The organism is Pontibacterium granulatum (assembly GCF_029961155.1).
In the GTDB taxonomy this organism is placed as follows: domain Bacteria; phylum Pseudomonadota; class Gammaproteobacteria; order Pseudomonadales; family Balneatricaceae; genus Pontibacterium; species Pontibacterium granulatum.
In genome coordinates, this window is sequence record NZ_JASBRH010000003.1 from 20,458 (window position 1) to 36,032 (window position 15,575).

The 15,575-nt window shown below is 52.7% G+C and carries 9 protein-coding genes and 1 CRISPR repeat array; of the genes, 6 read left to right on the plus strand and 3 right to left on the minus strand.

Annotated features, from left to right (window positions below):
* The first annotated feature begins 198 nt into the window (after positions 1-198).
* The 6 genes from cas1f to cas6f all read left to right on the plus strand — a co-directional run bounded on the left by cas1f (position 199) and on the right by cas6f (position 8,694).
* Positions 199-1,176 carry a type I-F CRISPR-associated endonuclease Cas1f gene (gene cas1f, locus QKW35_RS03450; protein WP_282350781.1) on the plus strand — a complete coding sequence of 326 codons (978 nt, stop codon included), beginning with the start codon at positions 199-201 and terminating at the stop codon, positions 1,174-1,176.
* Positions 1,173-4,547, plus strand: a complete 3,375-nt coding sequence (gene cas3f / locus QKW35_RS03455) for a type I-F CRISPR-associated helicase Cas3f (protein WP_282350782.1) — start codon at positions 1,173-1,175, stop codon at positions 4,545-4,547. The genes cas1f and cas3f overlap by 4 nt, the downstream gene beginning before the upstream one ends.
* Positions 4,548-4,800: 253 nt before the next feature.
* Positions 4,801-6,096: a type I-F CRISPR-associated protein Csy1 gene (csy1, locus tag QKW35_RS03460; RefSeq protein ID WP_282350783.1), complete on the plus strand. Its 1,296-nt coding sequence runs from the start codon at positions 4,801-4,803 to the stop codon at positions 6,094-6,096.
* On the plus strand, positions 6,089-7,069 hold the full coding sequence (gene csy2, locus QKW35_RS03465) for a type I-F CRISPR-associated protein Csy2 (RefSeq protein ID WP_282350784.1): 981 nt from the start codon (positions 6,089-6,091) through the stop codon (positions 7,067-7,069). Before csy1 ends, csy2 begins: the two co-directional genes overlap by 8 nt.
* 18 nt (positions 7,070-7,087) lie before the next feature.
* Positions 7,088-8,128 carry a type I-F CRISPR-associated protein Csy3 gene (gene csy3 / locus QKW35_RS03470; protein WP_282350785.1) on the plus strand — a complete coding sequence of 347 codons (1,041 nt, stop codon included), beginning with the start codon at positions 7,088-7,090 and terminating at the stop codon, positions 8,126-8,128.
* Positions 8,128-8,694 (plus strand): type I-F CRISPR-associated endoribonuclease Cas6/Csy4, encoded by a 567-nt coding sequence (gene cas6f, locus QKW35_RS03475; RefSeq protein WP_282350786.1) that lies wholly within the window; start codon positions 8,128-8,130, stop codon positions 8,692-8,694. The genes csy3 and cas6f overlap by 1 nt, the downstream gene beginning before the upstream one ends.
* A 128-nt stretch (positions 8,695-8,822) precedes the next feature.
* Positions 8,823-11,971: direct repeats of the CRISPR family, unit length 28 nt; unit sequence GCTCACTGCCGTATAGGCAGCTCAGAAA.
* Between the two features lie 346 nt (positions 11,972-12,317).
* Here the strand turns inward: cas6f and QKW35_RS03480 are convergent.
* From QKW35_RS03480 to QKW35_RS03490, 3 genes are all read right to left on the minus strand, one after another.
* A complete protein-coding gene (locus QKW35_RS03480; protein WP_282350787.1) occupies positions 12,318-13,607 on the minus strand; it encodes a TRAP transporter large permease in 1,290 nt (429 codons plus the stop codon).
* Between the two features lie 12 nt (positions 13,608-13,619).
* Positions 13,620-14,156 (minus strand): TRAP transporter small permease subunit, encoded by a 537-nt coding sequence (locus QKW35_RS03485; RefSeq protein WP_282350788.1) that lies wholly within the window; start codon positions 14,154-14,156, stop codon positions 13,620-13,622.
* 67 nt (positions 14,157-14,223) lie between these two features.
* Positions 14,224-15,303: a TRAP transporter substrate-binding protein gene (locus QKW35_RS03490; RefSeq protein WP_282350789.1), complete on the minus strand. Its 1,080-nt coding sequence runs from the start codon at positions 15,301-15,303 to the stop codon at positions 14,224-14,226.
* Positions 15,304-15,575: the final 272 nt, after the last annotated feature.

A 15,575-nucleotide genomic window follows, 5' to 3' on the forward strand; every position in this document is an offset into this window, starting at 1 on the left:
TTGTTGGAAGCAGAGCGACTTTGTTCGAGCCTCAGGCTGAGACCCGTTCTCAGTTGAGTATAGCGTGTACTGGCATTCCGAGGTTTTGGCTGTCGTGGCAGGCGCTTTCGCTAAAATTCCACCCGAATGCTAGATCCCCTTGACGCTCCGCCGAACAATCATTCATATTGGCATTCATATCAAGGAAACAAGCAAGCTATGGATGAGCTATCCCCTTCGGATCTGAAAACGATCCTGCACTCTAAACGTGCGAATCTTTACTACCTCCAGTATTGCCGTGTACTCGTGAATGGCGGCCGTGTTGAGTATGTCACCGATGAGGGCAATCGATCCCGCTACTGGAATATTCCGATCGCCAATACCACCTGTATTTTGTTGGGTACGGGAACATCCGTCACTCAGGCAGCGATGCGCGAGTTAGCTAAGGCTGGTGTACTTGTAGGCTTCTGCGGTGGGGGAGGCACACCATTATTCAGTGCAAACGAAGTGGATGTGGAGGCAGCATGGTTTTCCCCACAAAGCGAATACCGCCCTACCGAGTACCTGCAGCATTGGGTGCGTTTCTGGTTTGACGATGAGAAACGTCTACTCGCTGCAAAACGTATTCAAGTAGCACGCTTGAAACGTATCTCGAAGCTCTGGCTAAATAATCGCCAATTAGCAGATAGTGGGTTTACACCTGCCCCCGATCAACTACTTTCACTTCTGGAAAATAACCAGCGTGCTGTAGAAAATGCCAACAGCACCAACGAACTGCTAACGCTCGAAGCACGCCTTACCAAAGCACTGTTTAAGACCGCAGCACAGACCGTTTCCTATGGGGAATTCATCAGAGCTAAACGAGGTTCCGGCACCGATCCCGCCAACCGTTTTCTGGATCACGGCAACTACCTCGCCTACGGACTAGGGGCGACCGCCACTTGGGTGTTGGGCCTACCGCATGGTTTAGCAGTGCTGCACGGCAAAACACGACGCGGTGGACTGGTCTTTGATACCGCCGACTTGGTGAAAGATGCCACTATACTGCCTCAGGCGTTTATCTCTGCTATGCGTGGAGACGAGGAACAGACTTTTCGCCAGGCTTGTATTGAAAGCCTGACGCGCACAGAAGCCCTCGATTTTATGATCGACACCTTGCAGGATATTGCCACAGCGCTGGGAGCACCAACTCAGTGAATATCCTACTGATCTCCCAATGCAATAAAAACGCACTCAAAGAAACCCGTCGTATTCTCGATCAGTTTGCCGAACGAAGGGGAGCTCGAACCTGGCAGACGCCGATCACCAAAGCGGGATTGGATACCCTGCGTAAACTGCTACGCAAGAAAGCACGCAAGAATACCGCTGTTGCCTGCCACTGGATTCGAGGAAAAGATCACAGCGAACTGCTATGGATCGTAGGTGATGCCAAGCGCTTCAACCCCATGGGGGCCTCCCCCACAAATAGCACACGACGCAATATCCTGCGTACACAGAATGAAAACGACTGGCACTGCGGTGAAGAGATAAAGTTGCTCGCTTCCCTGGCAGCATTGCTGCATGACCTAGGAAAGGCTTGTGATCAGTTTCAGGAAAAACTCAAACCCAACTCCCCCTTAGAGCGAAACCTCTACCGTCATGAATGGATCTCGCTACGCCTGTTCCAGGCCTTCGTCGGGCAGAGCAGCGACGATCAATGGTTGCAACGCCTGATCGATCACGCGGGTGATGAGCACATGTGGAAAGACAGGCTTGAGCGGGATGGCATCACGCCAAACACCACACGCCCCTTCGCACCAGAACAATTACCGCCTTTGGCACAGGCTGTAGCCTGGCTGGTGCTCAGCCATCACCGACTGCCAATAAAACCAAACGACGGGAATAACAAACCAGTGATTCGCGCTGAGCACCTGAGTACTCTTCTTACGGATATTAACGCCAGTTGGAATGAACGCTGTGACTCTAACGACCATCAGGAGATATCCCCTTACTGGACCTTCAGCGGTCCTCTGCCAGTTATATCCCCCAAGTGGCAGGAAGCGGCTAAACGAATTGCGACCCAGCTACAGAAACGTCGTAATAGTGCACTGCTCACCATAGACAACAGCTATGTGATGCATCTTGCACGCCTATGCCTGATGCTGGCAGACCATAACTACTCTAGCCTGACTGATCCCAGACACCGCGACTGGGTTTGCGGTACCGCTGATTACCCACTATATGCCAACACCCTGCGTAGTACTGGCAAATACAATCAGAAGTTGGATGCCCACCTGCTGGGTGTCGCCCGTATGGCCAACCAGATCAGCCGCAGCCTGCCGTCAATGGCCGATCACCTGCCGCGCCTTGGCCACCATCCAGGCCTCCGAAAACGTACCCGAGAGAAACGCTTTCAGTGGCAGAACAAAGCTTTTGAACTGACCGAGTCCTTGCGGAAACGTAGCGAGCAAAGCGGTTTTTTCGGGATCAACATGGCTTCCACCGGCTGCGGCAAAACCATCGCCAACGGCCGAATCATGTATGCATTGGCAAATCCACAAAAAGGTGCCCGATTCTCTATAGCATTAGGATTGCGTACGCTAACCCTGCAAACCGGTCGAGCCTTCCAGCAGATGCTCAACCTCAACGACAGCGATCTGGCTATCCGCGTAGGGGGCAGCGCGACTCGCGCTTTGTTCGAACATTACGAAGCGGAAGCCGAAGCCTCCGGCTCAGCATCCAGCGTTGATCTGTTAGCGGACAGCTCCCATGTTCACTTTGAGGGGAATTTTGACAACCACGGTGTTCTGAAGCGTCTGGAACATAACCCGATGGTAAAGAAACTGATTGCAGCTCCTATCCTCACGTGCACCGTTGATCACCTGATCCCCGCCACGGAGAGCACACGGGGTGGTCGCCAGATTGCACCGATGCTGCGCCTGATGAGCAGCGATCTGGTGCTGGATGAGATCGATGATTTTGATATACAGGACCTTCCCGCTCTCACTCGCCTGGTTCACTGGGCCGCAATGCTGGGCGCCCGGGTGTTACTTTCATCCGCGACGCTCCCTCCAGCACTTGTGGCAGGATTATTCGAATCTTATCGGGAAGGTCGTCAGGTTTATCAACGCAACCGGGGAGAGCCAAACACACCTGTTGATATATGCTGCGCCTGGTTCGACGAACATCAGAGTGTGCATAGCGATTGCGCCAATCGGGAACAACTGACCGATGCTCATATTAAATTCGTGAAAAAACGTTTTGGCCGCCTTGAACGGGAGCAGGTGCGCCGCTTGGCGCAGCTGGTAACATTCGCGCCACCGTTTAAAAAACGGGCGGAGATTAGGGCTGACCTGGCCGAAGTAATCCGACACAACGCTCTGCACCTGCACCAGGCACACCACACTGTTGATCCTACCAGCCAGAAGCGTATCTCATTCGGCCTGGTACGCATGGCCAACATCGAACCGTTGGTTGATGTTGCCATCGAATTATTCAAGCTGGGAGCCTCCACCGGACATCATATCCATCTCTGTGTCTACCACTCACAGTTTCCACTCCTATTGCGTTCCAATATAGAGCAACAGCTTGATACCACGCTAAATAGACGAGAAGAGATGGCGGTATTTTCACTGCCGCAGGTACGCCATTTAATCGATCAGACCGAAGCACAGGACCAACTATTTATAGTGCTTGGCTCCCCAGTCACAGAAGTAGGCAGAGACCACGACTACGACTGGTCAGTTGTCGAACCCTCATCAATGAGGTCACTGATACAACTAGCTGGCCGCATAAAGCGCCACCGCCTCCGGGCCTGCGAAGAGCCTAACCTCTATATTCTCAGCACCAACCTGCGCGCCCTCGAAAACCAAAACGAACCGGCCTTCTGCCGCCCCGGCTTTGAAGACAGAGAGAACCGCCTCAATAGTCATAACCTTAATAACCTTCTACAACCAGAACAGTGGCGCGTTATTGACGCCCGACCACGTATTCAGCCCAGAGAAAAACTGCAACCCACAGCCAATTTAGTGGACTTGGAGCACCACCAAATGCAGGACAAAATGGTCGCCACTCCAACAGATGAAACGCAATCAGCCTTATCCGACGAGGAAATACGTAAACTCAGCCCCAAAGCCCGCAGACGCCTGAAACGAACGCCTGCATCGCCGCCCTTAGGTGCGTACAGCTGGTATATGCAACCACAAGCACAGCTTTGCGGTGTGCTGACTCAACGGCAATCCTTCCGCGATGACCCGATAAAGAAAGTAGATTTGGCCCTGTTGCCCGATGAAGACGAAGTCACAGCCGAATTGCATTACGTCTATCAAAAGAATAGAAAGGAACCTGCGACATACAGCAAAAATGATCGGCTACTCAAACGAATCGAACTCGAAAGCCTTACGTCACCGGGGATCTCTGTCTGGGGCAGCAACAACTATATGGATTCCCTGATCGAGCTTGCTGAGGAATTAGATATGGACCTTGAACGCTGCGCAAAACGTTTTGGCACGCTGAGCCTGCCAGAACCGAAGGATGATGGCCTGGGCTGGAGGTTTCATCCTGCTTTGGGGTTTTCGAATGGAAAGTAAAATGAAATGGGCCAGATCCTTCCAGCCCGCTGCCTGTTCGGCAGTTGAAGAACTATCAATTAAAACAGATGTTGATATTTCTAAGCTGCTTTCTCAGCAGAATCCGAAGACTATCACTTCGAGTAATCTAATTGAAACTCGAAAAAGCAGAAGCCCTATCAACATCTTTTTTAAAAACATTTTTATTTGATCTTCTAAAAAACTAGAACTAGCCTTTTTAGACCTTTACAACCCAACTCATTCGAGAGTTTATATGTCTTATTCTCCTAAAGGATCAGGAGAGCTTCGCCAGCTTATGGAGGGCTTTATTCAGGAGCGCCTACAAAGCAAGCTTGAGAAGCTAACACCCGACGATCCCAAGTATCAGAAACTTCAGGAACAATATCAGTACGATAACTGGCTCGCAGATGCCGCGCGACGCATTTCACAGTTGCAGGTAGTAACGCATTCGCTGAAAGCCATCCACCCGGATGCTAAAGGCACCAATCTGTATGCTCCACCAGAACAGCTACACAATCACCCTTTCGTGGGCAGTCATATCCTACAGCGTGACTTTAACGGCGATGTCGTCGGAAATGCCGCAGCACTGGATGTGTATAAATTTCTGCGTCAGGAATACAACGATGCGACATTGCTGAATCTCGCGCTCAACGGAGACGCTGCGTTCAAAGCCGCCCTATCAGATGATACGGGCACCGCTGAATCCTTAGTCCACGCGTTTTCATCGATCACCGAGGAGAAGGGAGAGACTGCATCCCATACCCGAGCTAAGCAACTCTATTGGCTTAGTGGCGATGACTGTACTGATGATAGCCACTATCACCTTTTGGCTCCTCTCTATGCTACGTCACTGGCGCATAAGGTATTTCAGACCATAAACCACGCCCGCTTTAGCGACGAGAGTAAATCGGCACGTGCGGCCTACAGAGATAAAATGGCGTCAGATAGTCCGGTACACGTCTACCCTGAACTTGCCACACAAAAGCTGGGGGGCACCAAACCTCAGAATATCTCACAGCTAAACAGTGAACGTGGGGGTAACAACTACCTGCTCGCATCATTGCCTCCGCTGTGGGAAAGCCGTGAGATCCGGCCTCCCCTCAATACCAGTTCTGCCTTCTTTCGTTTCAGCAGCCGCCCTGCGGTACGTACAGGACTGAAAGAACTGATCGGATTATTGTCGGCAGACACCAAAAGTACGATGCAGGTACGGGAGCACCGGGACAAACTGCTAGATCAACTGATCGGTGAACTCATTCTGTATACGCACGAAACGAGGCAACTTGAACCTGGTTGGAGCAGTGCCAGTGAATGCCATTTGCCTGATGTTCAAAAACAATGGCTGGATTCCCACCACTATCAACCTGAACTTCCCTCTTCTGAGTCCGCAGTCGATACGTGGCCGAAAGAGATTGCCGACACCTTTGCTCGCTGGCTGAACCAGAAACTCAAGAAAGCACTTCAAACTGGCGACCCCGAACACCAGTATTGGCAAACACAGCTACAGAAAACTCTGAATCTGCTACAGGAGGATCTGAGTTATGTCTGATACCACCAACCTGCTGATTCTTCCCCGGCTACGTATTCAAAATGCCAACGCTATCTCCAGCCCTATGACCTGGGGCTTTCCGGCGATGAGTGCATTTATCGGCTTCATTCACGCGCTGGAACGAAAGCTACCGGAAGAGATCGATCTTGAATTCAAGTCGATCGGTGTGATCTGTCACCAGTACCAGGCACAAACAACCCAAGATTTTGTTCACCGATTTAACCTCACTCGTAATCCAGTCGACAAAGCAGGTAAATCCGCTGCGATTGTCGAGGAAGGGCGGATCCATCTGGAGGTTACACTGGTACTTTCAGTGGAAGGAGAGGCCTGCCTGGGTGAAAGAGCTGACCGCGATCAGGTTGCGAACGAGGTCGCAAAGATAGCCTCCGGTATGCGGATTGCCGGCGGCTGCTTGATTCCAGAGTCTAGTGGTAAGTCTCGAAGTAAGCCGGAACTTATCCCACTCAGCGAAGATTCTGAGGAGAAGCACAAGCAATTTCGTCGCCTCAAGATGCGCTGGCTTCCAGGTTTTGCACTGGTATTGCGCGATGACCTGCTTCACGCTCACCATGAGAAACTCGCCGCAGATAATTCTGAAAGCACACTGCTTGATGCCTGGCTGGACCTCTCACGACTGAACATCGAATGTCGTCAGACAGAGGTGACCGATGAGAAAGGCAACACCCAGCAGGAAGTGAATTGGCAAACCAGACGCGCGCCCGGATGGATCGTCCCGATCCCGGTTGGATACGGTGCCCTGTCACGGCTTTACGAAGCGGGCAGCGTCGCCAATACCCGAGACAACACCACACCTTTCCGTTTTGTAGAGAGTCTCTACTCTGTAGGCCAGTGGGTCAGCCCTCACCGCTTGCAGTCCATCGACGATATGCTCTGGTATGTCGACAACGATCTTGATGCAGGACTCTACCGACTCAATAACGATTTCCGCACCGCAGCTGCGATAACTGATTAAATAAAAAGGAATTTGAGAATGTCTAAATCTACCACACTGAAAACCGCTTCTGTTCTGGCATTTGAACGTAAACTGGACCCATCCGACGCCCTGATGTACTCAGGCCGCTGGGAACAACGCAACCAACATCCAGATTGGAAGCCAATCACGGTAAACGAAAAATCTGTGCGCGGTACCATCTCCAACCGCCTGAAAGCCAAAGATCAGGACCCGGCCAAATTGGACGCGCAGATCGATAAACCTAACCTGCAAACCGTTGATGTTGCTTCACTCCCAGCTAACGCCGATACCCTGAAAACTCGTTTCACGCTTCGAGTACTGGGCGGCGCAGGCACACCGTCTGCATGCAACGACTCCGCATACCAGGAACGCCTGCTCTCGGTTGTACGTGAATACGTCAGCAATTACGGCTTTAAGACATTGGCTTACCGCTATGCCTATAACCTCGCTAATGCCCGTTTCCTCTGGCGTAACCGTATCGGTGCTGAGCAGGTTGAAGTGCAGGTAAATTTACTGGAAGACGGCAATGTGGCCCAAAGCTGGACCTTTGATGCTCTCAACCAATCACTGCGGGGCTTTGAAGTCGACAGCGAGGCTGCATCAGCTCTGGAGGCATTGGCAGCACACATCGAACAAGGGTTGTGTAATGAGCGCCATATCCTGCTTGAGGTGGTCGCCTTTTCGCGCCTCGGTGACGGACAAGAGGTATTTCCATCCCAGGAACTGGTTCTCGAACGTGGACGCGGAGATAAGAGTAAAACCCTCTATGCGGTAAACCACGTAGCCGGCATCCACTCGCAGAAACTCGGCAACGCCATCCGTACCATTGACACGTGGTATCCACAGTCTGAAGCCACTGTAGACTTAGGCCCAATAGCTGTAGAGCCTTACGGTTCAGTCACAACCCGTGGCGCGGCGTACCGTCAGCCGAAACAGAAATCAGACTTCTATAACCTGTTGGACAACTGGCTACTTAAAGACCAGGCTCCTTCCGAGGAGAACCAGCACTTTGTAATGGCAATCCTTATTCGCGGTGGTGTATTCGGGGAGGCCAACTGATGCTAACCCACTACATTGAGATCCGGGTCCGACCCGATCCTGAGTTCAGTGAGTCCATGTTGCTCGGCGCGTTGTTTAGCAAGCTTCACCGTGCGTTAGCCGATCTTCAGTCCAACAGTATAGGCGTCAGCTTTCCTCAGTATTCGCTAAAACCAAAAACGCTGGGCAATACGCTACGCATTCACGCTGATCCCGCAATGCTGGACAAGCTAAGCAATACAGGTTGGTTACGCGGGATGCGTGATCATGTGCAGATCAATGAGATGATGCATATTCCTGAGACTGCTGAATATCGCACCTTGAGTCGCAAACAATTCAAAACCAATGTGGAACGCCTGCGCCGACGACGGATGAAGCGAAAGGGTGAGAGTTACGAGGAAGCTTGCGCCTATATTCCCGATACTGTCGAACGTAGGTCCGACCTGCCTTTTATCTGCCTGCGCAGCCAAAGCAATGGCAATACGTTTCTTCAGTTTATCGAACTTGGGACGCCGCAAGCAGAACCAATTCCAGGCCAATTCAACACTTATGGCCTGAGTACCACCGCTACAGTCCCCTGGTTTTAACCCTATTTTTTAGCCCTAATCCCAAGGCTTAAAAATCAACAAGTTAGCCGACACCCTAAAAAAGGGTTAGTCGGCTAACTTTCCCCCCCGCTCTTTAAAAATCAGGTAATTATAGGAAAATCGTTCTTGCTCACTGCCGTATAGGCAGCTCAGAAAACATCCCTATGCCGCCAGATACTGTCTACCCAGCTCACTGCCGTATAGGCAGCTCAGAAAGTAAACGACATCACCGCGCGAGGTGGCGACACGCTCACTGCCGTATAGGCAGCTCAGAAAACTATGTGTATGACCGTGATCAATACAACAAAGCTCACTGCCGTATAGGCAGCTCAGAAAAGACAATCGGCCATGAAGCGATCATCGGCGGTGCTCACTGCCGTATAGGCAGCTCAGAAAAGAATTGCAACGGCTCCAGTTCCTCAATCTGGGCTCACTGCCGTATAGGCAGCTCAGAAAGTACTCGCGGTGGACGGGGATGAATTCGTGGTGCTCACTGCCGTATAGGCAGCTCAGAAAGATGAAGAAGGACGATTTCTCATCGATACTCGGCTCACTGCCGTATAGGCAGCTCAGAAAAAACACCGTTATCACCCCATCCACAGAGCAGCGCTCACTGCCGTATAGGCAGCTCAGAAATGAAAAAATCAAAGGCGCGCAGTTATCCATACGCTCACTGCCGTATAGGCAGCTCAGAAATGATCGATCCTTCGCTGCTTTAAAAACAGATAGCTCACTGCCGTATAGGCAGCTCAGAAAAACCCGTGACGTGGTGACCGCTAACGCAGTCAGCTCACTGCCGTATAGGCAGCTCAGAAATTTTCACCGTCAAGGAACAGGGTCTTCTTCCGGCTCACTGCCGTATAGGCAGCTCAGAAAATCAGGGACAGGACGTAACAATCACCGCAACCGCTCACTGCCGTATAGGCAGCTCAGAAACCACAGATCGATGCCCGCCGCGCGGATATACAGCTCACTGCCGTATAGGCAGCTCAGAAAAGCACTACGATGCTAAAGGTCGATGTATAAGCGCTCACTGCCGTATAGGCAGCTCAGAAATGGAACAACAAGTTAACACCAATATCGATAAGGCTCACTGCCGTATAGGCAGCTCAGAAATGTCGCCTGAATGCGCTGGCGAGGTTGAAGCGGCTCACTGCCGTATAGGCAGCTCAGAAAACGCTTAAACCGTGGTCGTCTATATCATCCGGGCTCACTGCCGTATAGGCAGCTCAGAAATCTTATCGGGTAGCGCGCATGATGCGCTGTACGCTCACTGCCGTATAGGCAGCTCAGAAACTATGCCGTACCACTTCGATGATGCCGGTTTTGCTCACTGCCGTATAGGCAGCTCAGAAATGGATCGTGGTTTGGTTGGCTCAACTGCTGCCGCTCACTGCCGTATAGGCAGCTCAGAAACGACGAAAAGGAGGGACTAAAACGAGCTTGTTGCTCACTGCCGTATAGGCAGCTCAGAAAAGACGGTACGCAGAATACAGACGCAGTTTGTTGCTCACTGCCGTATAGGCAGCTCAGAAATCAAGTTTAGCCGTAACGGACGCTACCCAATCGCTCACTGCCGTATAGGCAGCTCAGAAATCTTCGGTGAAGACGCCATGCTGGTAACACAGGCTCACTGCCGTATAGGCAGCTCAGAAAAAACTCAGCCATCATTGCTCTAATTCGCTTCCGCTCACTGCCGTATAGGCAGCTCAGAAAAGTGATTGCCGGTTTTATTGGCGCGATCCTGTGCTCACTGCCGTATAGGCAGCTCAGAAAAGGACGCGATCCTGACGCCGAACGCGGACTCGGCTCACTGCCGTATAGGCAGCTCAGAAAATGAAACAATGTGGGGGTGGTGTGATGAACAGGCTCACTGCCGTATAGGCAGCTCAGAAAGTATATGTGCGAGCGTAAACCGATAACCGCGAGCTCACTGCCGTATAGGCAGCTCAGAAAGAACGCATCTACTATGGCTGCGTCGGCGTCTCACTCACTGCCGTATAGGCAGCTCAGAAAGAATATACCGCCCGCGACTAAGCCCGCATAAGGCTCACTGCCGTATAGGCAGCTCAGAAAGCAGTACAAAACCCACCCGGGCGTGTTGGTGGGCTCACTGCCGTATAGGCAGCTCAGAAATGCAAACGAAACAGACGAAATATTCGACGCGAGCTCACTGCCGTATAGGCAGCTCAGAAATGACTCAAGGCGGCACGACGATTGAGGAATCAAGCTCACTGCCGTATAGGCAGCTCAGAAAAGATGGGATGGGCGGTTCGTTATCCGTATAAAGCTCACTGCCGTATAGGCAGCTCAGAAAAGTCCATCAGGCGCCCCATTGGGCTTTCACCCGCTCACTGCCGTATAGGCAGCTCAGAAAGATTTCACAAAGATGGTCAGGAAGGAACTGACGCTCACTGCCGTATAGGCAGCTCAGAAATGAAAAAGCCAGTGCCTAAAGACAAGTCCTAAGCCCACTGCCGTATAGGCAGCTCAGAAACCTAGTCGTTGCTCAATGTCCGGCGACCAGTTGCTCACTGCCGTATAGGCAGCTCAGAAAAGTAGGTGTACCAGTATCGCGCGATCAGTCATGCTCACTGCCGTAAAGGCAGCTCAGAAAGTGTGATCGAATCCCCCTGTTTGTGCGTCCAGGCTCACTGCCGTATAGGCAGCTCAGAAATAATTTGAGGTGATGAGATGAAATTGATTGGTGCTCACTGCCGTATGGGCAGCTCAGAAATAGCGCGATAAACTCAGACACGCGCATATTCAGCTCACTGCCTTGTGGGCAGCTCAGAAATGGATGAATAAACGTCTTGAGAAGCAGTATCAGCTCACTGCCGTATAGGCAGCTCAGAAAGCGTTCAGTATCACCTCTTCAAACATATACGTGCTCACTGCCGTATAGGCAGCTCAGAAATGGTCACGCTCGTTAAATTCCCAGACCTGGGTGCTCACTGCCGCATAGGCAGCTCAGAAATTTCAGCAATGCCCTGAATCTGCTCGTCGTAGGCTCACTGCCGTGTAGGCAGCTCAGAAATCGACTAGCCTATTGCGCTCAGCTTCGCTGATGTTAACTGCCGCGTAGGCAGCTCAGAAAATATACCGGGGTTTAAATGCCATACCCGCAGTGCTCACTGCCGTATAGGCAGCTCAGAAATCCACCGCATCACAGTCGATATCGAAAGCACCGCTCACTGCCGTGTAGGCAGCTCAGAAATGATGATCGCCGCTATGCTGAAGGCTAACCCGGCTCACTGCCGTATAGGCAGCTCTGACAAGGCGATCTGTGTCCACGGTCCTTGCGGCGATACGATGGGTAAGAACGAGAAGGACGGAACGCCCGGTGGGCGTTTGGCAGGGTGATCACATTCGATGACGACGCCCCGGCCCTACAAAAGAAGCGGGCGCCACTTCAAAGCCAAAAAAATCCCCCGATGCGGTAAACCACACCGAGGGCAACCCTCATTCCTAGATGAGGACAGAAGGAATCGACAACACGTAAAGTCCAGTGTCCGTGTTGCCGAGGGGTGGAACATTAACCCTGTAGCAGCGGGCTCCGACCGCGACCAAACCACCGAAGGTTAAACAGGTCGCCCTCGGAGCGGGCTGCTACAGAAGGATGGTCAGGTCAGTCCATAGAAATCCGGGAACAGCAGGATGGACGCTACCACCGCTACCTGCATCAGGATGAACGGCATTACACCCCGATAGATATCCACAGTCTTCACTTCAGGGGGTGCCACGCCTTTCAGGTAGAACAGACTGAAGCCAAACGGTGGGGTCAGGAAGCTGGTCTGCAGGTTCATGGCGATCAGGATCGCAAACCACAATGGGGCGATGCCCAGCGCATCGGCCACCGGTGCCAGAATCGGCACGATGATGAAGCTGATCTCTACGAAATCGATAAAGAAACCCAGCACCAGAATCGCCAGCATGGAGAGCAGCAGGAAGCCGGTTGCGCCACCTGGCAGGTCAGACAGCACTTCTTCCACGATGTAGTCACCGCCGGTGTAGGTAAACGCCATGGAGAAGGCCGTTGCACCCAGCAGGATCGCAAATACCATCGCGGTCACTTTTACGGTTTCAGACGCTGAGTCGAACACCATCTTCCAGCTGAACTGTCGGTACATTGCCGCCAGTGCCAGCGCACCGATACCACCCAATGCGGAGGATTCGGTTGGGGTGGCGATGCCGGCGAAGATAGAGCCCAGTACGATCAGGATCAGCGCCAGCGGCGGGATGATCGCTTTCAGCGCTTTGGCGTACTGCTCACGCTTGCTGTTCACGTCCTCATCCATCGGCAGCGCCGGTGCGGATTCCGGTTTCAGCCAGGTGTAGATCAAGATGTAGACGATATACACGCCGATCAGCACAAAGCCCGGACCGACTGCAGCCTGAAACAGGTCACCCACCGGGATACCCAGCACGTCCCCCAGAATGATCAGGATGATCGATGGCGGGATGATCTGGCCCAGGGTACCGGAGGCACAGATGGTGCCGCAGGCGAGGGATTTGTCGTATTTATATTTGAGCATCACTGGCAGGGAGATCAGACCCATTGCCACCACGGAGGCACCCACAACACCGGTGGAGGCTGCCAGCAGCGCACCCACCAATACGGTGGAGATCGCCAGACCGCCACGCACGCTGCCAAACAGTTTACCCATGGATTCCAGCAGCTGCTCGGCCAGACGGGTTTTCTGCAGCACGATGCCCATAAAGATAAACAGCGGTACGGCCATCAGCACCGTGTTTTCCATAATGCTCTGGATACGGAACGGCATGAAGGCAAACATATCCGGGCCTTCCGCCAGTACACCAAACAGCAGCGCCACGCCGCCAAAGGTAAAGGCTACCGGGAAGCCAAACAGCAACATCCCCAGCGCCACAAAAAACATCACTATTCCGATCATAACTCTTACCTGTTAGTGCGACGGTGGCTGGTAGCTGGCAACCTTGTGGTGACCCAGCAGTGTGTTGATAGAGCGCAGCGCCAATCCGACACCACTGATGGCGATGGCAAAGAAGGTGAACGGGATCACAGCCTTGATAATCCAGCGGTACGGCAGACCACCCGGATCGCCGGAGGTTTCGCCCAGCTCGTAGGATTCGCGGGCAAAATCGACGCCGTACCAGGCCACCAGCAGCGCAAACGGCAGCAGCAACAGCAGGGCGCCAAGCAGGTCGATCCAGGCTTTTTTATTGCCGGACAGACCTTCGTAAATCAGGTCGACACGCACATGGCCACCGGTACGCAGGGTGTAGGGCACACCCAGCATGAACATGGCCGCAAACAGGTGCCATTCCAGCTCCTGCATACCGATGGACACATCGTTAAACAGGTAGCGCATGATCACGTCGTAGAAGACGTTAAACAGCATCAGCACAAATAACAGGGCAGCGATCTTCCCCAGCAGGTCGGAGAAGGCATCAATCGCCCGTTCCAGACGGAGCAGAAACATAACAGCGCCTCGTAAAGAGAGAAGCCGACAGGCTGCGAAGCCTGTCAGCGGGGAGGGTTAGAGCAGATCAATTAGAGGACAGGCTGTTCAGATACGCCTTGTCGGAGATATCGGTCCACACGCGGGATTTCTGCATGTAGAACAGCTGGGATTTGATGATCTCGTTCGCCAGCGGGTCAGCCTTGGCTTTCTCTGCCAGCAGTTCGTTGTTTGCAGCCTTCATCGCTTCGATCACGTCAGACGGGAAGGACTTCACCTGGATCTCCGGGTAGGCCATTTTCATCTGCTCCCAGTTCTCAGCAGATGCATGGTAAGACTGGATGTACATGTCGTACGCCGCCGTGCGCATCGCGACACGCAGGATCTCCTGCAGGTCTGCCGGCAGTTTTTTCCAGGTACGCTCGTTCACCAGGAACTGCAGTTCGGTCGCAGGCTCATGCCAGCCGGTGTAGTAGTACGGCGCGATCTTGTGGAAACCCATACGCAGGTCGAGGGATGGACCGACCCACTCCAGTGCGTCGATCGTGCGGCGTTCCAGTGCGGTGTACAGCTCACCCGCCGGGATGTTGGTCGGCTTGGCCCCCAGCTTCGCCAGCACTTCACCGGCAAAGCCCGGAATACGCATCTTCAGACCCTGCAGGTCATCCAGCGAGTTGATCTCTTTCTGGAACCAACCGCCCATCTGGTTACCCGTGTTACCACCCGGGAAGCTGAGCAAACCGTACTTGCTGTATACCTTCTCCATCAATTCCATACCACCGCCGTGATAGAACCAGCCGTACTGCTCCGGCGCAGTCATGCCAAATGGCATGGTGGTGAAGTACAGGGTGTTAGGCACCTTGCCCTTCCAGTAGTAAGACGCGGAGTGCCCCATGTCGTACTGACCGGAACGCACCATATCGAAGATACCCAACGGCGCCTTGTGCTTGTTCTTGGAGTCGATGGTGATCTTCAGACGGCCGTTGGACATCTTCTCGGCCATGGCGGCCATGTTGCGTGGCGCATCGCCAAAGATCGGGAAGTTGCTTGGCCAGGTTTCCGCCATCTTCAGACGGTAGACTTTATCGGCCGCCTGGGCAGGCGCCGCCAGCGCGGCAACACAAGCGGCTGCAGCGATCAGTTTCTTGGTGAAGTTGAGCTTTAGCATTGTTCTTATATTCCTTGGTTTGGACTCAAATTCTGAGGTGAGCTTGACCCTTACAGAGTGCCTTCCTCTTTAATGAACAAACATTCGGAATAGTTCGCACAACGAACACAAATACTACGTAGGCGACTGCGTAAAAACGCGCCCTACCCTTACGTAAAACTACGCAATAAACCGGGATTTACGCCTTCTGAGACGCTTCTGTTTGAATAATACTCATATTGTTCAAAACACAACCAACTGATTTGAAACAGCTTTTGCCAAACCGGGTTGAG